Origin of the sequence: Mesorhizobium sp. M0598 (assembly GCF_040320865.1) — a bacterium.
Lineage (GTDB): Bacteria > Pseudomonadota > Alphaproteobacteria > Rhizobiales > Rhizobiaceae > Mesorhizobium.
Window position 1 is genome coordinate 17037 of the sequence record NZ_JAMYQL010000020.1, and the last position, 17925, is coordinate 34961.

Genomic DNA, 17925 nt, shown 5'->3' on the forward strand with positions numbered 1-17925 from the left:
TCTGTGTAGACCGGCGCTAGCCGGCGCAGTGCCGTAGGCGCGGACTATCCCGTTGGCCTTGCCTTGGCAGGGGTAACACGGGCGCTCACACTTGCTATCGCAGATCATAAGTGCGACTCGGCGGCCGTTGGTTTCGCCGAGGCAGTCAACAGCTTCAATCCGACGAATAGTGCGGTATCCGGGGAGAGCGTGACCCGCTTCCCCGCGTTGGCGCACACCATGATAAGCGCGGGATAGTTCGGCCTCATCAGCCCATCGCCTCGGCATTCTTCACCGTATGAATTTATTCCTACACTTGAACGGAATAGGAACATCGGTCAAGGCCAACTTACCACTCGGCGACGTCTATGCCGCCGTCCGGCTGGAACGTGACACGGTAGGAAAAGTCGGCGAAGACGTTGTCGGTTCCATCGTCGGGACCGCAATGCACCTTGACGCATCGCCTCGGGCATCAGGCCCTTTCTTCTATGCGCTCGGCGGGCGGATTGTCGTAGCTGGCGTTGGTGACGGTGACGCGTTCGAACTCGAAAGCCGCCGCCGAGCATGCCGAAAGGGCGAGCGCCACGACGGCAAGTGCAGACATAAGAAATGTGTATTTCGACCACGAACCTTGAACGCCAAGTCATATGATCCCGCTGGTGTCATCACCTTGGCCGGCGACGAATTCACGCCATCGGTAAATTGCAGGGTCCGGTGGCGGGCGCCGGCATGGGGAGCCACACAACACATCGCCAGGCTCTTCAATGTCACTGACGGTGTTGTGGTCGCCTCCGGCTCTAGCGCGGTGGCTGACACCAGCCCTCACCAACAAACCGACTCGTTCGGATGGGGAACCGCTCTCGCCGGCAAGGCGCACCGCGTCGAGCATTGGTGTTCGGGAACCAACAACACGGCCGGGTTTGGACTAGCCGCCGCCTCGGGCGAGTCCGAACTCTTTACCAGCGTCGAGGTTTGGAGGACGGCGTGAGGGTAAGAGGAGCCTATACTACCCGGAAATTCAAACCGTCTTCGCTGCGTGGCGCGCCAGCACCGTTGTTACCAACCGGACACCATAGGTTGCCGCCGAGTGGCGAACAACCAAGAACTGTAGCAGCAGAACGGCGCAATAGATAAACGACACCCTCAGGGACTGCACCATGAAAACCGCTGCGGTCCCAAAGCCGAAAAGAAACAGGAACGAAAAAGCGGCGTAGTCGCGAGTAAACAGAAATTCCCTGTGAGCATGGAGGATTGCGGTCTCTGACTCGACGTCTTTGTAAAACCGATACCACAGGCGATTTTCGTCACCCGGTGTTCGGGGAAAAGTATCTCCCAAAGAGTCTTTCAGTCGAGACATATCGATGCGAGGATCTGTCGGCCCGTGCCTGCTAAAGGCTCGATGTCCAGGCAATGCAAAGTGCCATCGAAGAAACACCAAGCGGGCTTTCGCAGCGGCGTTCAGAAGGCCGTTTGCGACTGATGTAACAATGAGAGCTAGCCCGACCGGAAGAAGGTTTGCGGCCCCCACCAGCAGGCCCTTGATGCCGGAAACCGCAAGAGCGTCAGACTGTGCCACCCCATAAAACAAAGCAAAATTCGCGGCAATCGTAAGCCAAAGCTGCCAGCGGGTCTGATCTTTCAACGAGCGCGGCGGTCCATCTGTGCTCACGTATATTCCTCGACCTGTGTGTAGAATGGCAGACTTTCCGCAACGTCATATCCAGCACGTGCCGGGAAACCTCCCCAATGAACCTTGCCGATGCCTTGAGTTGCAATGATATGGCCGCCACGGCGCTTAAAGGCGTTTAACACGATCCGGCGGGGATGTTTTTCGTCGTCCTTAGGTGCAGAAACAAAAGCACTGAAACGTGATGCAGAAACCTCCGCCTGAATTTCTCCTAAAAGACGCGTAAGAATCGTGGGGCCGACGTTGCGTCGACTGCCGTGATGGGGGATTTGCACAAAGCTAAACTTTTGAAGTGGAAGGCCTACGCTCTCCGCATAAATGGCCGCCCATCGCAATCCATTTACCCCTGTGTCCCCCGTGAGAAGCACACGGGCGTCGTTCTCAAAAGAGCCATACAGTACGACGCTCGTTTCATTGCTGGCGCTGGTGATTCCCCCGTCTTGCAAACGCTCGTTTTCCCAACTCTCCGTCGTCCAACCATGCAGCGCGGCCTTCGCTGCTTCCAAGATCTTGCGCGCGAGCGACTCCTTGCCTAACCACATCTGTGCCGCCTCAATCGCGGCCTGGTCCGGATCGGGAGTCTTTTCGAATTGCGGCAAGAGATAACTGTACGAAACGCGGCTGGGCGAGCATACGCGGAAAGGGCCGATGTCCGTGCCTTGGAATGGAAAGAAAATATTGGTGCCAGCTTCCGAAGCTAAGTCGTAGATTTCGCTGATCGTCCCGTATTCGGCCTTTACAGCGGACTTCAGCCCCTCAGCAGTCCATCGCTTATCCGAAAAAAGGTGACGGGACTCCTCGGCGAGGAGCCAAGGGATATGCATCCAGAGATTTCGCACAGGAATCTCGCTCAAAACCGTGCGCAGCCCCGAAGCATGGTCCGCATCGGAATGCGTCAACACCACATGCTCCAGAACAGGAAATGGCCCGAACTGCTTCTTGAGATGCGCTACGATGTTGTCTCCGGTTTCTGCATGTCCGCCGTCGACCAACATCAGATGATAAGCGGCAGCGTCGCCATAACGCACTACAATGGCGTCACCGGCTTTGGAGCCGGAGCCAACCGGCAGAAACTCAACCTCACAATGCATCTGGCCCCCCAAGCACTCATATAGGAGCCAATTTCAACGTTCGGCTATCTGATTCCATCAATCTCCACCCAAATCCACCTTTTTCCACATGACAAAATTAGATGAATCTTAGACGAGTTTGCGGAAACATATGCTAAGTGCTTGATTTTGCTGGTACGCCCAAGGGGAATCGAACCCCTGTTACCGCCTTGAAAGGGCCGCACCGAACGGGAAGCCGGCCATTCCATGATGACCTGACCAGACCATGGCGTGGCGATCGACCAGTCGACCGTGAACCCGCCGTTGCCGCGTTTATCGAGCCTGGTTGATCCACATCAGGGTTATCTCTTCATAGGCATGGTTTATTGAGCATTTTTGAACGGAGAACGGATGTCTAACGGACGGTTAGGTCGCGTGGAGACGCTTGGGGAGATGAGCCGCAAACCGTGGATCGATTGCGATGCGTTCCAGTGCCCTTCGTCGCAGATAGCCGACGCAATGGCGGCACGCTGATGGCCGGCTCTGTCGATAGATTCGACGTTATTGTGGTCGGAGCCGGGCCGGTCGGACTTTCCTTCGCCGCGTCGCTTGCCCAGAGCCGACTCAAGGTGGCAGTGGTTGAACGGCAGTCGCTCGAAAGCCTGGCGAATCCGGCTTTCGACGGTCGCGAGATCGCGCTGACCCACGCATCGGTTGGAATCCTTCGCGAGCTCGGCGCCTGGGATGCCATCCCCGCTTCGGACAAATCACCGCTACAAGGCGCGCGCGTGCTCAACGGATCGAGCCCTTTCGCCCTGAGCTTCGATTCTCCCAGCGGATCTGGGGAACCACTCGGAATTCTGGTCCCAAATTGTCGGATCCGCGACGCCCTGTTCAAGCTTGTCCACTTCCAGGATCATGCCCAGCTGCTGTGCGGCCGCTCGGTCGTCAATGCAACAACCAGCCACAAAGAAGCAGTCATAACGCTCTCTGATGGCAGGCAATTGGCCGCTCGGCTGCTCGTTGCAGCGGATTCGCGTTTGTCCGCGACGCGCGACCTGCTCGGCATTGGCGCCGACATCAATCGGCTTGGCAACTCCATGCTGATTTGCCGGGTGAGGCACGAGCGCGCCCATCACCAGATCGCGGTCGAATGGTTCGATCACCATCAGACGATAGCGATGTTGCCGCTCATGGAAGGCGTGTCGTCGCTGCTTCTCACTTTGCGCTCAAGCGAGGCCGACAGACTGCTTGCTCTCGACGACGATTTGTTCCTCACGGAATCGACGAGCCGGTGTCGAGGACGCCTCGGAGAGATGACCTTGGCAAGCACCCGCCATGCCTATCCGCTGGTCACGACCTTGGCGCACAAGTTCTGGGCTCCGAGTGCGGCACTGATCGGCGATGCTGCCCTCGGCATGCACCCGGTGACCGCGCATGGCTTCAACATCGGCCTCAGTGGCCAGAAGCAACTCGCCGACAGAATGCTGGCGGCATGTCGCGAGCGCCGCGACATTGCTGATCCCGACATACTCGGCAGATACGAAAGCCGGCTGCGTCTGTCGGCGGCACCGCTCTATCATGCTACGAATGCGCTTGTCGCTCTCTACTCAGGCGAGCACCCGGCGGCACGGCTTGCAAGACATGCAGGGCTTCGCTTTGCCCAATATCTTCCCTTTATCCGCCATGGCATTTCGGCCATGCTCAGGCGGTGAATCGCAGGCAGCGCTGCCGCTCTGGAACGCTATCTCGGCCCGGCTTCCTTTTGTCTCGCCGGGCGCGTTGATGCCGTTGGCAGGGCTGATTCCATGGTGACGTTGCCGATCCTGGGATGATTCGGATCAAGGCACGCGTGCGGGCAAGAGCTCGATGGTCAGACGGCAAGGCCAAGAGCAGACGTGCGACCCGGAGCCATGGTGAGCGCACTGGTTACCCCCGCTGGATAGTTAACCCGTCCTTCAGTGGGCTTGCGTAAGCTTGTCGTCGCGAACAACGATGGGAGCAAGCCGGTCCGTCCATGGCCCCGAAAAATGAAGACACGCTGGAGGCCAAAATCCGTCAGGATCAGCTTGCTGACCTGAGGACCGGCCTCTTCGTGTCGATGCCGATAAGCGGTATCCTGTCAGGCCTGATTTGGGCGGTGCACGCCCTTTCTGGCAGCGGCTTTGCCGCTGCAATCTGGTTCCTGGTCGTCAATGCGATAAATGCCGCCCGCCTTGCACTCGCGCGTTATCAGCTAAAGGAAACGGGGCGCCATGACGGTTTAGTGGGGGTTTTGCCGCGGCTTCGCTGGTTTGGCATCCTTGCTCTTCTGGCAGGGTTTGCCTGGTCCTTCCTGGCCGTCCTGACTGTTGGATACACGACACCTCAAGCACCGCTGCATCTGGTCATTCTGGCGGGCATTTCCGCTGGTGCGGTTACATACGGCAGTTCGTATGCCGCGGCGGCGACCAACTTCATCACACCTCCGCTCCTCATCACGGTGGCTTGCCTTTTGGCGAAAGGCAATTTTGAAGACTACATTCTGGCTTTTACCGTTCTGCTCTTCATGGGCGGCTTGGTTCGAGCTTCGTTTGTTGGGCAAGCACGGTTCCGCGAAGCGAGCCGCCTGAGGCATGAGGCCGAGCGGCTTGCGGCGGAGATGAAGGCCAGTTCCAGGCAGGACCACCTGACGGCCCTTCTCAACAGGCGTGGCCTCGAAGACGCAATAGGACGTTTCGAGACCGCGGATGGCCCCTTCGTGGCAATGCTGGTTGATCTGGACGGGTTCAAATCCGTCAACGATACCTACGGTCACAGGACCGGTGATGAACTGCTTGTCAGGATCGCCCGCCGCATAGAGGAGGAAGCACCGGAAGGCTCAACGCTCGCTCGTATCGGCGGCGATGAATTCGTGCTGTTTTTTCCCTCAACGAGGGTTTCGCTTTCTGCCAGTGATCTCGCCTCCAATATCATAGCCAAAATTGCCCGCCCCTATATCGAGGTCGCGTCCGTCCGGGTCGGGGCATCAATAGGAATATATCTGGCGGAAAGCCCGGGCCTGACCGAAATGTTGTTGCGGGCGGATATCGCCCTTTATACGGCCAAGCGTCGTGGCAGGAACGAATTTTGCCTGTTCGATGCCGAACTCGACAGGGAACTGCAACGCCGCCAGTCCGTCGAACGGGACCTTCATTCGGCGATAAAGACGAGAAGCTTGCAACCTTGGTTCCAGCCGATCGTGAAACTCGACACCGAGGCCGTGGTCGGCTTTGAAGCCTTGCTGAGGTGGTCCCATCCGACTCATGGTGCCATCTCTCCACCCGAAATCATCACAGCTGCACGCGAAACCGGAATGCTTCAGCTGCTAACGCAAACCGTATTCGCCGACTGTTGTGCTTTTATCGACGGCTTGGTGAAAGCTGACTGTCGTGATCTCCGTGTGGCGATGAATGTTTCACCGCGCGAACTGGAAGCCGGCGATATCGACGACATGGTTCTGGATGGTCTGGCGGCAAGAGGTCTCCCTGCAACGATGTTCGAGATCGAGATTACCGAAGAATCCCCGGTTGACCCGGACAGAGTGGATGAAAAGCTCGGACGGCTTTCACATGCCGGCATTTCCATCGCGCTCGATGACTTCGGCACCGGCTTTTCTACGTTGGCATCGCTCAAGGACAGTCGGATACGCAAGGTCAAAATAGACCAGGGCTTCATTCGCGGCTTGGCCAAGTCCCGAGAGGACCGACTGCTTGTCAAATCGGTCATCGATCTCGGTAACATGCTCGGGATCGAGGTCATGGCCGAGGGCGTCGAAACAGAGGCGGATCGGCAAACCCTGCACAAGCTTGGCTGCCGAACCGCTCAAGGCTTCCTGTTCTCCAAGGCTGTGCCTCTGAGCCAAGCACTGGAAATGGCAGTCAAACAGCACGCGAACCAGTTGTGACCGCTCCCGCCGCGCCGTCTCTCGCGGCCGTGCGCTCATGAGTGACGGGTATCTGAACTTCCTTGTTTGAAGAGCATGACAATCCGTGCTGTGCGTCAGCCGGCGAACAGTTCCTTGTAGCCGGTCGTCACCATCCAGTTCGCCCGGTCGATATGGCTGCGAAGAGCCTTGCGGGCGCGGACCGGTTCAAGGGCCGGGTCGATGCCGAGAATGAGATCGGCCATCTCCTCTTCGCTGGCATTGTCGGCGCAGGCATCCAGGATCCGCAGGTAGATCGTGAAATGCTCCCTGTCGTAGCTCGTGAGGTTCTCCGACCAGGGGACTTCATCGCTCAACGTTGAGCTTCGACTTTCATCTGTTCCCATTGGTCGATTCATGCCTGCGAACCTCGGCTGTTGAGCGCCCGCAGCATATCCCAAAATGGGATAATCCGAAACCGGGATTAGTCGCTGATCCGGTCTTTACCCGACCGGTTCGCCTACATGCCCAAATCTCTTCGCTCGCCCCGCCACCAGCGGTTTCTGGCCCAGCTGGTTTCCCTGCGCAAGGCCAAAGGCCTGACTCAGGCGCAGGTGGCCGAGAAGCTTGATCGTCCCCAATCCTTCGTGGCCAAGTACGAGGGTGGAGAGCGTCGTCTCGACGTCATCGAGTTTCTCGACTTAACTGCGGCGCTTGACGCTGATCCGTGCGAGATTCTGTCCAGCCTGCGGGCTAACGGGCGCCCGCGCGCCTAACGGCTCGCGCCGGTGCCGTGAACCGAGCGCGCTTTTCTTCGGCAAGCTGCCATTCCGCTGCGGGTGGGTCTTTACCAGGCCATGCCGATATAGGATGATAATCCTAGGTGGGGCGATTCCTCAACGGAGATCGCAATGGCTAGGACCAAACTTTCCAGGCAGCTTTCACAGGCTGAAATCGAGCGCTTTCTGGCGGAGGCGGAACGGCTGCACCAGAGCATCGTCCAGCCGCTTCTATCACCTAGCAGCGACCATTACCGGGCTCTCCAACGCACCCATGACGCGCTGTTAAAGACGGTGAAGGATATCACCGGTAAGGATGCGCCGTTCATTCAATGGTTCGGAACAGGGCCGGTGAATTAGACCAGACTTATAGACTCCAGGCTGCAAACGTCGCATTCTCTCTTCGGGGAGAAGGGGCGTGGGCAACCATCGCTATCAGGACAATCGGTACAACCGTCGCAGGTATGGCGAGCGCCATCGTTCGAACGACGTTCCGTTGTGGGCAAAGATCGTTGCTGGTGGAACAATCCTGGCTGGCTTTCTTGCCTTCGAAATCGGCCCTGCCGCTCTCGGCTGCAACATCAAAGCCAATATCAGCTATAACACGGGCGAGCGCATCTATCATGTTCCCGGACAGGAATATTACTGGGAGACGCGCATCAACCTGTTGAAAGGCGAGCGCTGGTTTTGTTCGGAGGAAGCCGCGCGCAAGGCTGGGTGGCGGAAGTCTCGGGTCTGAGCGTCCGTGGTAAATGCTTGCGAAAATGCTGCATCGCACATGTTTTCGGTGCAGCATTCATTTGAAGTATTTATCGCGATCCGTTCGAAAAATCTGTCCAGCCTGCCGTCCTGGCGGGCGCCCGCGCGCCTGACGACGCGCACCAGGTGCTCGTGAACCGAGCCCGCTTTTCTTCGGCAAGCTCAGGCGGTCTCGGCCATTCGGCTTCGCCCCTTGGCGTGGGCAGCCCTTCGGGCTGAGACGGCCGCCGCCCTTGCGGGCGGCGCGGTTTGTCTGTTGGCCTTTCCCGGTGGCGCGGGGTGGGCGGCACTCCCTTCTAGGCCCGCCGCGGCAGCCCGCAACCCTTCGCGTGCCGCTCAGGGTCCTCCTCTTCGTTCCGGTCCTTCGGATGCGGTCCGCCTACCACGGCGGGCCTTTCCGGTCGCGACTCGCCGCCCACCCCGCTTCCGGGGAAAGGCGCGGCGATTGGCGAGCGGAGGATGAGACGATGCATGCAAACAGCAAGCGTTGTGCCAGCACAGAGGCTGGCGCAGGCAAGGGCGGGCGCCCGGGCGCCAGCCTTTATCAGGAGATCACCGACCGCATCATTGCCGAACTGGAGCGCGGCACCGTGCCATGGGTCAAGCCATGGGGCAGCGCAAAGGCAGGCCTTGGCCTGCCGAGCAATGCATCCTCTGGGCGCACCTATTCCGGCATCAATATCCTCATCCTGTGGGGCGCGGTCATCGAGCGCAGCTATCCCAGCCAGAACTGGCTCACCTTCCGGCAGGCGCTCGTCCTTGGCGGCAATGTCAGGAAGGGCGAGCGCGGCACGACCATCGTGCATGCCGACCGCTTTGTCCCCAAGGACGAGAAGGAGCGCGCACGCCACGAGGGCGATGAACCACAGGCCGTGCCTTTTTTGAAGCGCTTCACCGTCTTCAATGTCGCGCAGTGCGATAATCTTCCGGAAGACCTCTATGCCGCCGCCGAGCCGCTGCCTCAGTGCGAGATCGTGCCGCAGGCCGAGACGCTCATTCGCGCCAGCGGTGCGGATTTCAGGATCGGCGGCGATCGCGCTTTCTACATGCCGGGCAGCGACCACATTCAGGTGCCGCCGCAGCCGGCGTTCCATCACCAGATCGACTATTACCGGACCTGCTTTCACGAGCTTGGCCACTGGACCGGCCACCCGACGCGGCTTGCTCGCGACCTCTCCGGCTCGTTCGGCTCCAAGGCTTACGCGCGTGAAGAATTGGTCGCCGAAATCACTGCCGCCTTCGTCTGCAGCAATCTCGGTATCGAGCCGACCGTGCGTCATGCCGATTACATCGGCTCATGGCTGAAGGTGCTGCGCGAGGACAACCGCGCCATCTTCCGTGCCGCCAGTCTTGCCTCCAAGGCCGCCGATTTCCTGTTTGGCCTTCAGGCCGATGCCGAAGGCGAGGCGCAGGAAGGGATTGCGGCATGACGATGCGCGATCCTCAACTGACCGCGAGCGAGCCGACGCCGCAAGGCGAGCAGATGCTCATTCCCGGTGTCCGGCCGATCACCACGCGCGATCGGCTCACCCTCCTGATGGACGCCGATGTGTCCGCGCGCGGCGCAAAAGCCGCTCGATATCGGCCTCTTCGATGAAGCCAGCAGAAATCAACTCGACCTGTTCGGACAAGGAGTCTTTCCATGATCCTGATCACCGATCCGCTGCGCGCACGACTGCTCGCCAATGGCGCCGCCGACGCCGACATCGACCATTTTCCCGTTGTGAAACTGTTTAATCCCACAGGTGCCGCGACGTGGCTTCTGAGCGAACTCGACGCCGATGGCGACACGCTGTTCGGCCTTTGCGATCTCGGCTTCGGCTTCCCCGAACTCGGCAGCGTCAGTCTGGCCGAGCTTGCATCCGTAAAAGGTCCGCTTGGCCTCGGCATCGAGCGCGACCTGCATTTCCAGGCGCGCTTTACGCTCTCCGTCTATGCCGAAGCCGCCCGCATTTGCGGCCACATCACCGAGGCCGAGCGACTTCTGCGGCAGGCAGCAGACGCCCTTTCAAAGCCCCATTCCGAGCTTCCGCCCGACACGGCGGAACAGCAGCGCCGATAGGCGCAAAAACCGTCCCGCCGCGCCGGCCTTCGGCCTCTGCGGCGGGACAACCTCAACCAAAGCGAAGGAGAGTAACCATGCAGCTTGCCCACATCCCCTTGGATCAGCTCAACATTTCCGCGCTCAACATGCGCCATGGAAAACGCGCGCCCGACATTTCCGACATCTTGCCATCCGTGCGTGCGCGCGGCGTGCTGGTGCCTCTCCTTGTGCGGCCGAACGGCCAGCCGGAAACCTTCGAGATCGTCGCCGGCAGGCGGCGCTATTTCGCCGCGAAATCGCTTGCCGACGAGCGCGGCGAAGGCGATCCCTTGCCCTGCGCCATCATGGAGGACAGTGACGACGCCGATGCGCTGGAAGCCTCGCTGATCGAAAACCTCGCCCGCCTCGATCCTGACGAAGTCTCGCAATGGGAGACGTTTTCGCGGCTCGTCAGGCAAGGCCGCACCGTTCCCGATATCGCTGCGACCTTCGGCATCACTGACCTGAAGGTCAAACGCATTCTGGCGCTTGGCGACCTCTTGCCCAAAATCCGCGAAGCCTACCGGCGCGAGGAGATCGATACCGAGACGGTGCGCCATCTCACCATGGCATCCAAGGCGCAGCAGAAGGACTGGCTGGCTCTGTCTGCCGATCCCGATCAATACGCGCCGCGTGGCTTTCAATTGAAGCAATGGCTGTTCGGCGGCCAGTCGATTTCCACCAAGGTGGCGCTGTTTGCCATCGACGAATATCCCGGCCTGATCACCTCGGACCTGTTCGGCGATGACAGCTATTTCGCCGATGCCGACCTGTTCTGGCAAAAGCAGAACGAAGCGATTGCCGCCAGACGCGACACCTATCTCAACGACGGCTGGAGCGAGGTGGTGCTGCTGGAGCCGGGCCAGTATTTCCACCCATGGGACCACGAGAAGACCCCGAAGAAGAAGGGCGGCAAGGTCTTCATCGCGGTCACGCATCGCGGCGAGGTCGAGTGTCACGAGGGCTGGCTGTCACGCAAGCAAGCCCGCCGCGCCCGCGAGGGCGGCGAGCAAGAAGAAACAGCCGCCAAGCCGCCGCGCCCTGAACTCACCGGCCCGATGCAGAACTATGTCGATCTGCATCGCCATGCCGCCGTGCGCGCGGCCATGCTCGACCATCCCGCCGTGGCGCTGCGCCTCGTGGTGGCGCACGCCATCACCGGTTCCGGCCTGTGGCAGGTGCGCCGTGAGCCACAGCGAGCAGTCAACGAAACGGTGACTGCCAGCCTTGCCGGCTGCAAGGCCGAAGCTGCATTCGGCAAAAAGCGGCGCGAGGTGTTGGCCCTGCTCGGATCACCGGATGAGGATGGCGTGGTCGCCGGCGGCAATGGCGACGCCTTTGCTATCGCCGGCGTCTTCGCGCGCCTCTTGGCGCTCTGCGACGACGATGTCATGCGCGTTCTCACCCTTGTCATGGCCGAGACGCTTGCAGCCGGCAGCGCCGTCATCGAGGCGCTCGGCAACGATCTGAATGTCGATATGGGCGCATGGTGGCAACCGGACGACGCCTTCTTCGACCTCTTGCGCGACAAGGAAATCGCCAATTCGATGCTGGCCGAGGTCGGCGGCAAGCTGGTCGCGGATGGCAATGTCGCCGAGAAGGTCAAGACGCAAAAGAAGATCATCCGTGACTTCCTTGCGGGCGAGAATGGCCGCCTCAGGCTCGAGACCTGGCTGCCGCGCTGGATGAAATTCCCCGCCGAAAGCTACACCAGCCGCGGCGGTTTCCGCACCGCCGATCAGTGGACACAAGTGCAGCCGCTGTTCGCGCGCGAATAGTCGATCAGGGCCCGAGCGGCGGTTCTTTCGAGTGCCGCCGCTCAGGTCGCGCGCGCCGCTCCGGGCCGCACCGGCTGCCGATCGGTCGTCTTGTCGAGCCAGTGCCGCGCGCGAGAAATCCCGGCGCCAACTCGCGCCCATCTCGGCAGCCCTGCACCACGCCGGGTTTGCTTGCCGAGGCGCCAGGCGCATGGGGCCAATTGTCCGATCCGGTTCCCGACAGAGCCCGCGCAGCCAGCCCCCTGCATTGCCGCACGCTCTTGTGCCACCGATCGCGCCACCTGTCTCCATGGTGTCTCAGGACCATTCCCCTGCGGCTGGCTTGACGACCTATGGGCGGATCCGGCCCGCCCGAAACCCTCGCCAGCAGCTTTTTTCCCCGCCGCCTGCGGCGGCTTCCTCGCGCCGCTTCGCTTCAAAAAAGCTGCCCGCTCGGGTCCTCCGCTATCGCTGCGGCCGTCCCGGTTCCGGCGGTCCGGACGCGCCCATCACGGTCCGCCATCGCAGGGGAATGGTCCCCGGCGAGCACCAAAGGAGACTAAAAATGACCGCGATCGGATACGTCACCAAACAGGAAAACGGCGGCTACAAGGGCCAGCTCAAGACGCTTAGCGTCCGCGCCGACATCGACATCGTGCCCAATCAGGCAAAGAGCGCCGACACCCATCCCGACTTCCGGGTGCTGACGCAAGGGGTCGAAGTAGGGGCCGGCTGGATCCGCACCGGCGAGACCTCCGGCAAGGACTATGTGAGCCTGTCGATTGCCGCCCCGGAGTTCGGCCCGCGCAAGCTCTACGCCAATCTCGGCCGCGCCGCCGGCCAGGATGACGACGACACATACGCCATCATCTGGAACCCGGTCGACTGAACCGCCAGCCTCGAGCCCCGCGCCGCAACCCGCGGGGCTCTTCTCAAGAAGGGGCGGCGAAAACTCGCCCCCCACTCTTCGCCCGTCCCCAAAATGATCTCGCTCGCCGATCCTCGCCTTCGCTTGTCCGTAGCGAAACGAGGACCATCATGGACGACGAAAACGAACGCGCGGCCCGCGCGAAGAAGGGCAGTCCGTTTCTCAACACCGCGCAGGCCGCCTTCTATATCGGGCTATCCCAGCGCACGCTGGAGAAGATGCGGCTCAAGGGCGGTGGCCCGCAATTTCGCAAGCACGGCCGCTATGTCCGCTATCACATCGACGAGCTCGACGACTGGTCGAAGGGACGCGCGCAGGAGACCAGGCCCGAGGATGGCGGGCACAATTCCGGCTCGGCCGGTGAGGGAGGCCGCTCATGAGCCGGCGTCCCACTATCCGTCTGATCGGCAGCCATCTGCGGCGAATTCGGGCGCGCAAGACGATCGCCGTGGCCACAATAGGCCTCGGCCTGATCGGCTTCGCCGCTTTCGACAACCCATCGCCCTGGCTGGTCTGGAACGCCTCGGCGAGTGCGCCGGTCGGCCTCTATCGCGTCGCGTCCGGATCACCGGCTCGTGGCGATCTGGTGCTCGTCCGCCCGCCAAAACCGGTCGCCGATCTCGCCGCCGAACGCTTCTATCTGCCCAGCAATGTGCCGCTGGTCAAGCGCCTTGCCGCGCTGCCTGGCGAGCATGTCTGCGCCTTCGGCGACGCCATCATCATCGGCGGCGAGATCGTCGCGCGCCGGCTGGCAACCGACACGCAGCACCGTCCGCTGCCTTGGTGGAATGCCTGCCGCAAGCTCGCCGCCGACGAGTTTTTCCTGCTCGGCACCGATAGAAATCACTCCTTCGACAGCCGCTATTTAGGGCCGGTGCCGGCCGAAAATATTGTCGGGAGGCTGGTCCCGCTATGGACCGAGTAACCCTCCTGATGCTGGGCATGATCGCGATAGCGCCATGCGCCTGTTCCGCCGCGACCGACGCTCAGCCGGCCGCAATCTCCCCTGGTCCGCAGCTGGCAAGATGGCAGCCCTTGGTAGCCGAAGCAAGCCAGCGTTTCAGCATTCCACAGCCCTGGATTTATGCCGTCATGGATGCCGAAAGCCGGGGGCAGACAAGGCTGGACGGACGGCCGATCGCCTCACACGCCGGCGCCATTGGCCTCATGCAGGTGATGCCCGGCACCTACGAGGAGATGCGCGCAGAGCTTGGCCTGGGAGCCGATCCGCACGACCCTCGCGACAACATTCTGGCAGGCACTGCCTATCTGCGCGCCATGTATGACCGCTTCGGCTTTCCCGGCCTGTTTGCCGCGTATAACGCTGGGCCGGACCGCTACGAACAGCATTTGCAGCGTGGGCGACCGCTGCCCAGCGAGACGGTTTCGTATCTGGAAGAGCTCAAGGCGGCGGGGATCTCGGCCGACATGGACGCGTTCACCGGCAAATCCCGTTCCGGAAAAGCGCCGGAAATCCCGTCCGGGCAGTCGCTGTTTTTCCTGCGAAACGGTGTTTCCGCGACCGATCCGAATGGCCAAATCGTGGTGCCGCTCGGATCGGAGCGAGCAAGGTCAGGCCGGCTGGATCGCAGGTGAGGGCAGGGTACCGTGGGTCGGGCGGGGCAGGGAGGCAGGGAGGCAGGTCCGCGGAAGGCAAGATAAAGGCATCGCCTCCTGGAGCCGGCGAAGTCTTTGTCTGCACATCCTTTTTCACGGAGGCTGCCTTCAGCGTCAGGAGAGCTGCTGCCGACAAACCTCTGATTTTGCTTAAGACTACTAGGAGGCTCAATGCAGGATGAAGAGTTCAAGCCGAGCCTGGGCAAAATCGGATCGCGCGGCTCGAAGGCAGGCAAGCGTTTCGCCGGCCAGATCCGCGCCGCGATCAACCGAGCCGGCGGCGGCAGCGGTCGCCGTGGCCGCTTCATCGGAAGCCGGGCGGGGCGCGGCGGGGCTGCTGCCGCCGTTCTCAGAGCGCGCGACCCCCACGCGGCGTTTCGGCAGCGGCGCACCGTCGTCAAGGCGCGTATCGTCAAGCTGGCCGGCAAGGGTGTTGACGGGGCACGTGCACACCTTCGCTACCTCCAGCGCGACGGCGTCACCCGCGAAGGCGAGCCTGGCGAGCTCTATAGCGCCGACAGCGACCGCGTTGATGGCAAGGCCTTCATCGATCGTGCCGATGGCGACCGGCATCAGTTCCGCTTCATCGTCGCACCTGAAGACGGCATCGAGTATGACGACGTCAAGCCGCTCACGCGGCGCCTCATGGCGCAGATGCAAGAAGACCTCGGCACAAAGCTCGACTGGGTCGCTGTCGATCATTTCAACACTGGTCATCCGCATACCCATATTATCGTCCGCGGCAAGGATGACCGCGGCGAAAATCTTGTCATCGCGCGAGACTACATCTCGTCTGGCATCCGTGAACGGGCGGCCGAGCTGGTCAGCCTCGACCTTGGCCCGAGAACGGACCGCGAGATCGAGCAACGCCTGCGCCAGGAAATGGAGCGGGAACGCTTCACCAGCATCGATCGGCAGCTGCTCCGCATGCGCGACCATGAGGGGCATGTCTCACCGGCCAGCCGAGACACGTTTCGCCAGACGCTGCACCAGGGCCGCCTGCGCAAGCTCGAGCGGATGGGTCTGGCTGAGGAAGTCGGCTCGGGCCGCTGGCGCCTTGATGGCGAGCTTGAAGCGACGCTGCGCCGCATCGGCGAGCGGGGCGACATCATCAAGACCATGCACCGCGAACTGACCGGCAAGGGGCTCGCCCGCAGTGCCGCCGACTATGTTATCCATGATCGATCTGCAGAGCAGATGCAGCCTGTCGTCGGCCGCATCGTTGCGCGCGGCCTGGCCGACGAAATCACTGACCGCCATTACCTCGTCGTCGACGGCGTGGACGGCAAAAGCCACTATGTTGATATCGGCAAAGGCGAGGCCACCCAACCGACGCCAGAGGGCTGCATAGTGCGGGTCACGCCGAGGGACACCGGGCCAAGGCAAGTCGACCGCACAATTGCCGAGATCGCCACGGCCCATGACGGGCGCTACAGCATCGATATCCATCTCAAGCATGACCCGTCGGCCACCGAACGCTTTGCCGAAACGCACGTGCGGCGACTGGAGGCGATCCGCCGGGCGACCGGTGGTGTCGAGCGCGAGCCGGACGGTACATGGATCGTCGCACCGGATCATCTCGACCGTGTGTCTGACTACGAGCGTCAGCGGGCCGGGGCCGAGCCTGTCACGGTTGACAAGCTCTCATCGACGCCGCTGGAACAACAAGTCAGCTTCGACGGCGCCACCTGGATCGACCAGGAGCTCGTATCAGCTCATCCTGAGCCCTTGCGCGACTCTGGCTTCGGTCGCGAAGTACGTCAGGTCCAGGCCCGTCGACAGCAGTGGCTGATCGCGCAAGGTCTCGCGCATGAAGCGCAGGATCGGGTCATCTATCGCGCGAACATGCTTTCGATGCTGCGCCAACGCGAGTTGAACCGCGTGGCCGGTCAACTGTCTGACGAACTCGGACTCTCGTATTCCGAAGCGCAGCCTGGTGATCGAATAGAGGGTCGATTGCGCCGCTCGATCGACCTTGCCAGCGGCAAGTACGTCATAGTCGAGAAGGCGCGCGAGTTCACGCTGGTACCATGGAGGCCAGTGCTTGATCGGCATATTGGCAAGGAGGTGTCTGGTGTCATGGGTGGGGAGGGGATTTCATGGACCATCGGCCGGCAGAGAAGCGGACCAAGCATTTCGTGACATGGCTACACAACTTCTTTTGCCCGCGTTGAAACGGGTACTCAGTCCGGACGGAGTTCGCCTGCTGGTTGCCCGCGGCATCGAATTGGCGAGGGATAAATGGCTGGTCGTGCAAGATTTATCGTTCGCTCTACAAAAGCGCCGCGATCATCCATCGTGTTCCATGGTTCTGAGCCAAAACCCTCGTGCGCCACCACGGCACTCTTCCAGGTGCCACGGAAGCCGCGCCGACGACGGCGGTGCCGGCCTGGTTGCGCAGGGTTGCCCCCGACCCAAACAGTTGCGGCGCATTGAGGACATTGCAATCACTGCCGGTCCGGCCATCGGCGCGCTCAATGCGATGGTCCGCCAGCTAGAGAGGTGGGCTGGCGCCTGGTGACAGCGCCTAGGGGCTTTCGGCGGCCGCGGTACGGCGAAGCAGGCTCGCGGCGTCGAGGATGAAGCCGCACTTCGCGATGTTCTTCTGGTCACACGACCGTGAGACGAGGTCGGCGCCGCGGGCCGGATGCTATTGGCCGGGCGTGAACTGGCAGCCCATCCCGCTGAGCCCGTGACGACGAGGCGGTCAGCGACCTGGCCGGACGAGCTTCGGCAGCTTTCCGCTGCGGCATGATGACCGGCGCGATCATGACCGCCGAGCGACATCGCTTCGGCCGCACCTTCAGATGCTGGCTCGCCGACGCGGGCCCGACGGTCATTGCGGCATCTGGAGTCGAGGCCGGGTCAGACCGGGCGAAAAATCTGCTCGTCGCGCAGGAGCCCGCGTTGCGCCGTCGATCTTTCCGCCCAACTCAGCGCCGCGCCGACCAGGGCTTGCCATTCCCCCGAAACTGAGGGTTACTTTCTATGGCTGCGTTCATGTGCTTTCTTGTTTGGGGAAAGGAGACGTACGTCTACAACAATCTCGGTTTGATCTACGATGCACAGTCGGCCAAACAAGTGTTGCTGATGTTCGCTGGCTCGGTAGCAACTTCTGCAGTGGCGATGCAGCTTATATTCCTATGCTGGAGAGTTGGCTATTCAACTCGCGTAGCTCGCTTTGTCGCGGTGGAGCTTGGTCAGAGCACACTGCTGCTTTACCTGCTTCAGGGTGCCGTGTTTCGCTTCATGGATCTAATACCGTTCGGAGAGCGTTGGGATCTCACGAGCAGAATCGAGTTCGCCACTTTGCTTGGTGCGGCGATTGTTGTTACAGCGATGAGAATTCGCAGGATTGTGCGCCACCTTGGATATGTGTCGCGGAGCTATGCATAACTGATGAT

19 protein-coding genes, 1 tRNA gene and 1 pseudogene are annotated in these 17925 nt (G+C 61.3%); 16 read left to right on the plus strand and 5 right to left on the minus strand.

Annotated elements, in window-relative coordinates:
- Positions 1 to 451 precede the first annotated feature (451 nt).
- The 4 genes from NKI59_RS22390 to NKI59_RS22405 all read right to left on the minus strand — a co-directional run bounded on the left by NKI59_RS22390 (position 452) and on the right by NKI59_RS22405 (position 3008).
- The gene (locus NKI59_RS22390; RefSeq protein ID WP_352706911.1) at positions 452 to 583 is read right to left on the minus strand and encodes a hypothetical protein; all 132 of its coding nucleotides are present in this window, start codon (positions 581 to 583) and stop codon (positions 452 to 454) included.
- A 414-nt stretch (positions 584 to 997) separates the two neighbouring features.
- Positions 998 to 1648, minus strand: coding sequence for a hypothetical protein (locus NKI59_RS22395; protein ID WP_352706913.1), 651 nt, complete (start codon positions 1646 to 1648; stop codon positions 998 to 1000).
- The gene (locus NKI59_RS22400) at positions 1645 to 2757 is read right to left on the minus strand and encodes a ComEC/Rec2 family competence protein (RefSeq protein ID WP_352706916.1); all 1113 of its coding nucleotides are present in this window, start codon (positions 2755 to 2757) and stop codon (positions 1645 to 1647) included. The genes NKI59_RS22395 and NKI59_RS22400 overlap by 4 nt, the downstream gene beginning before the upstream one ends.
- A gap of 151 nt (positions 2758 to 2908) precedes the next feature.
- Positions 2909 to 3008: transfer RNA gene (locus NKI59_RS22405), tRNA-Glu, on the minus strand.
- 240 nt (positions 3009 to 3248) lie between these two features.
- On the opposite strand from NKI59_RS22405, the gene ubiM reads away from it, so the two are divergent.
- Together ubiM and NKI59_RS22415 are read left to right on the plus strand one after the other, a co-directional pair.
- Complete coding sequence (ubiM, locus tag NKI59_RS22410; RefSeq protein ID WP_352707063.1) at positions 3249 to 4430, plus strand: 5-demethoxyubiquinol-8 5-hydroxylase UbiM; 1182 nt, start codon at positions 3249 to 3251, stop codon at positions 4428 to 4430.
- A 302-nt stretch (positions 4431 to 4732) separates the two neighbouring features.
- Positions 4733 to 6640 (plus strand): putative bifunctional diguanylate cyclase/phosphodiesterase, encoded by a 1908-nt coding sequence (locus tag NKI59_RS22415; protein ID WP_352706918.1) that lies wholly within the window; start codon positions 4733 to 4735, stop codon positions 6638 to 6640.
- A gap of 95 nt (positions 6641 to 6735) precedes the next feature.
- On the opposite strand, the gene NKI59_RS22420 is transcribed toward NKI59_RS22415, so the two are convergent.
- The gene (locus tag NKI59_RS22420; protein WP_352480260.1) at positions 6736 to 7017 is read right to left on the minus strand and encodes a DNA -binding domain-containing protein; all 282 of its coding nucleotides are present in this window, start codon (positions 7015 to 7017) and stop codon (positions 6736 to 6738) included.
- A gap of 105 nt (positions 7018 to 7122) precedes the next feature.
- Here NKI59_RS22420 and NKI59_RS22425 point away from each other — a divergent pair, with 105 nt between their 5' ends.
- The 14 genes and pseudogenes from NKI59_RS22425 to NKI59_RS22490 all read left to right on the plus strand — a co-directional run.
- A complete protein-coding gene (locus tag NKI59_RS22425; RefSeq protein WP_352706920.1) occupies positions 7123 to 7374 on the plus strand; it encodes a helix-turn-helix domain-containing protein in 252 nt (83 codons plus the stop codon).
- Positions 7375 to 7509: 135 nt separating this feature from the next.
- Positions 7510 to 7737: a hypothetical protein gene (locus tag NKI59_RS22430; RefSeq protein WP_352706922.1), complete on the plus strand. Its 228-nt coding sequence runs from the start codon at positions 7510 to 7512 to the stop codon at positions 7735 to 7737.
- Positions 7738 to 7795: 58 nt separating this feature from the next.
- Positions 7796 to 8116: a sunset domain-containing protein gene (locus NKI59_RS22435; protein ID WP_352502726.1), complete on the plus strand. Its 321-nt coding sequence runs from the start codon at positions 7796 to 7798 to the stop codon at positions 8114 to 8116.
- Between the two features lie 487 nt (positions 8117 to 8603).
- A complete protein-coding gene (locus tag NKI59_RS22440) occupies positions 8604 to 9566 on the plus strand; it encodes an ArdC family protein (protein ID WP_352706926.1) in 963 nt (320 codons plus the stop codon).
- Positions 9563 to 9733 carry a hypothetical protein gene (locus NKI59_RS22445; protein WP_352706928.1) on the plus strand — a complete coding sequence of 57 codons (171 nt, stop codon included), beginning with the start codon at positions 9563 to 9565 and terminating at the stop codon, positions 9731 to 9733. The genes NKI59_RS22440 and NKI59_RS22445 overlap by 4 nt, the downstream gene beginning before the upstream one ends.
- 45 nt (positions 9734 to 9778) lie before the next feature.
- Complete coding sequence (locus NKI59_RS22450; protein WP_023800968.1) at positions 9779 to 10198, plus strand: DUF2958 domain-containing protein; 420 nt, start codon at positions 9779 to 9781, stop codon at positions 10196 to 10198.
- Positions 10199 to 10275: 77 nt separating this feature from the next.
- Positions 10276 to 11997 carry a ParB/RepB/Spo0J family partition protein gene (locus NKI59_RS22455; RefSeq protein WP_352706931.1) on the plus strand — a complete coding sequence of 574 codons (1722 nt, stop codon included), beginning with the start codon at positions 10276 to 10278 and terminating at the stop codon, positions 11995 to 11997.
- 544 nt (positions 11998 to 12541) lie between these two features.
- The gene (locus NKI59_RS22460) at positions 12542 to 12865 is read left to right on the plus strand and encodes a DUF736 domain-containing protein (RefSeq protein ID WP_023672372.1); all 324 of its coding nucleotides are present in this window, start codon (positions 12542 to 12544) and stop codon (positions 12863 to 12865) included.
- Between the two features lie 149 nt (positions 12866 to 13014).
- The gene (locus tag NKI59_RS22465) at positions 13015 to 13284 is read left to right on the plus strand and encodes a helix-turn-helix transcriptional regulator (RefSeq protein WP_352453595.1); all 270 of its coding nucleotides are present in this window, start codon (positions 13015 to 13017) and stop codon (positions 13282 to 13284) included.
- Positions 13281 to 13829, plus strand: coding sequence for a signal peptidase I (gene lepB / locus NKI59_RS22470; protein ID WP_352706933.1), 549 nt, complete (start codon positions 13281 to 13283; stop codon positions 13827 to 13829). The genes NKI59_RS22465 and lepB overlap by 4 nt, the downstream gene beginning before the upstream one ends.
- Positions 13817 to 14500, plus strand: a complete 684-nt coding sequence (locus NKI59_RS22475; protein WP_352706935.1) for a lytic transglycosylase domain-containing protein — start codon at positions 13817 to 13819, stop codon at positions 14498 to 14500. Before lepB ends, NKI59_RS22475 begins: the two co-directional genes overlap by 13 nt.
- Before the next feature lie 192 nt (positions 14501 to 14692).
- Entirely contained in the window at positions 14693 to 16663 is a 1971-nt protein-coding gene (gene rlxS, locus NKI59_RS22480; RefSeq protein ID WP_352706937.1) for a relaxase/mobilization nuclease RlxS, read from the plus strand.
- A gap of 612 nt (positions 16664 to 17275) precedes the next feature.
- On the plus strand, positions 17276 to 17497 hold the full coding sequence (locus NKI59_RS22485) for a hypothetical protein (protein ID WP_352706940.1): 222 nt from the start codon (positions 17276 to 17278) through the stop codon (positions 17495 to 17497).
- Between the two features lie 3 nt (positions 17498 to 17500).
- Positions 17501 to 17917 (plus strand): annotated as a pseudogene (locus tag NKI59_RS22490) (nodulation factor fucose acetyltransferase NolL); the annotation flags it as partial.
- Positions 17918 to 17925 lie beyond the last annotated feature (8 nt).

Excerpts from the sequence above, each read along its gene's own strand:
- NKI59_RS22430 (WP_352706922.1), top strand. The coding sequence starts at position 7,510 with ATGGCTAGGACCAAACTTTCCAGGCAGCTTTCACAGGCTGAAATCGAG.
- NKI59_RS22485 (WP_352706940.1), top strand. The coding sequence starts at position 17,276 with ATGACCGGCGCGATCATGACCGCCGAGCGACATCGCTTCGGCCGCACC.
- NKI59_RS22420 (WP_352480260.1), bottom strand. The coding sequence starts at position 7,017 with ATGAATCGACCAATGGGAACAGATGAAAGTCGAAGCTCAACGTTGAGC.
- NKI59_RS22445 (WP_352706928.1), top strand. The coding sequence starts at position 9,563 with ATGACGATGCGCGATCCTCAACTGACCGCGAGCGAGCCGACGCCGCAA.
- NKI59_RS22415 (WP_352706918.1), top strand. The coding sequence starts at position 4,733 with ATGGCCCCGAAAAATGAAGACACGCTGGAGGCCAAAATCCGTCAGGAT.
- NKI59_RS22465 (WP_352453595.1), top strand. The coding sequence starts at position 13,015 with ATGGACGACGAAAACGAACGCGCGGCCCGCGCGAAGAAGGGCAGTCCG.
- NKI59_RS22450 (WP_023800968.1), top strand. The coding sequence starts at position 9,779 with ATGATCCTGATCACCGATCCGCTGCGCGCACGACTGCTCGCCAATGGC.
- NKI59_RS22390 (WP_352706911.1), bottom strand. The coding sequence starts at position 583 with ATGTCTGCACTTGCCGTCGTGGCGCTCGCCCTTTCGGCATGCTCGGCG.
- NKI59_RS22425 (WP_352706920.1), top strand. The coding sequence starts at position 7,123 with ATGCCCAAATCTCTTCGCTCGCCCCGCCACCAGCGGTTTCTGGCCCAG.
- NKI59_RS22400 (WP_352706916.1), bottom strand. The coding sequence starts at position 2,757 with ATGCATTGTGAGGTTGAGTTTCTGCCGGTTGGCTCCGGCTCCAAAGCC.
- lepB (WP_352706933.1), top strand. The coding sequence starts at position 13,281 with ATGAGCCGGCGTCCCACTATCCGTCTGATCGGCAGCCATCTGCGGCGA.
- NKI59_RS22455 (WP_352706931.1), top strand. The coding sequence starts at position 10,276 with ATGCAGCTTGCCCACATCCCCTTGGATCAGCTCAACATTTCCGCGCTC.
- NKI59_RS22460 (WP_023672372.1), top strand. The coding sequence starts at position 12,542 with ATGACCGCGATCGGATACGTCACCAAACAGGAAAACGGCGGCTACAAG.
- ubiM (WP_352707063.1), top strand. The coding sequence starts at position 3,249 with ATGGCCGGCTCTGTCGATAGATTCGACGTTATTGTGGTCGGAGCCGGG.
- NKI59_RS22475 (WP_352706935.1), top strand. The coding sequence starts at position 13,817 with ATGGACCGAGTAACCCTCCTGATGCTGGGCATGATCGCGATAGCGCCA.
- rlxS (WP_352706937.1), top strand. The coding sequence starts at position 14,693 with ATGCAGGATGAAGAGTTCAAGCCGAGCCTGGGCAAAATCGGATCGCGC.
- NKI59_RS22440 (WP_352706926.1), top strand. The coding sequence starts at position 8,604 with ATGCATGCAAACAGCAAGCGTTGTGCCAGCACAGAGGCTGGCGCAGGC.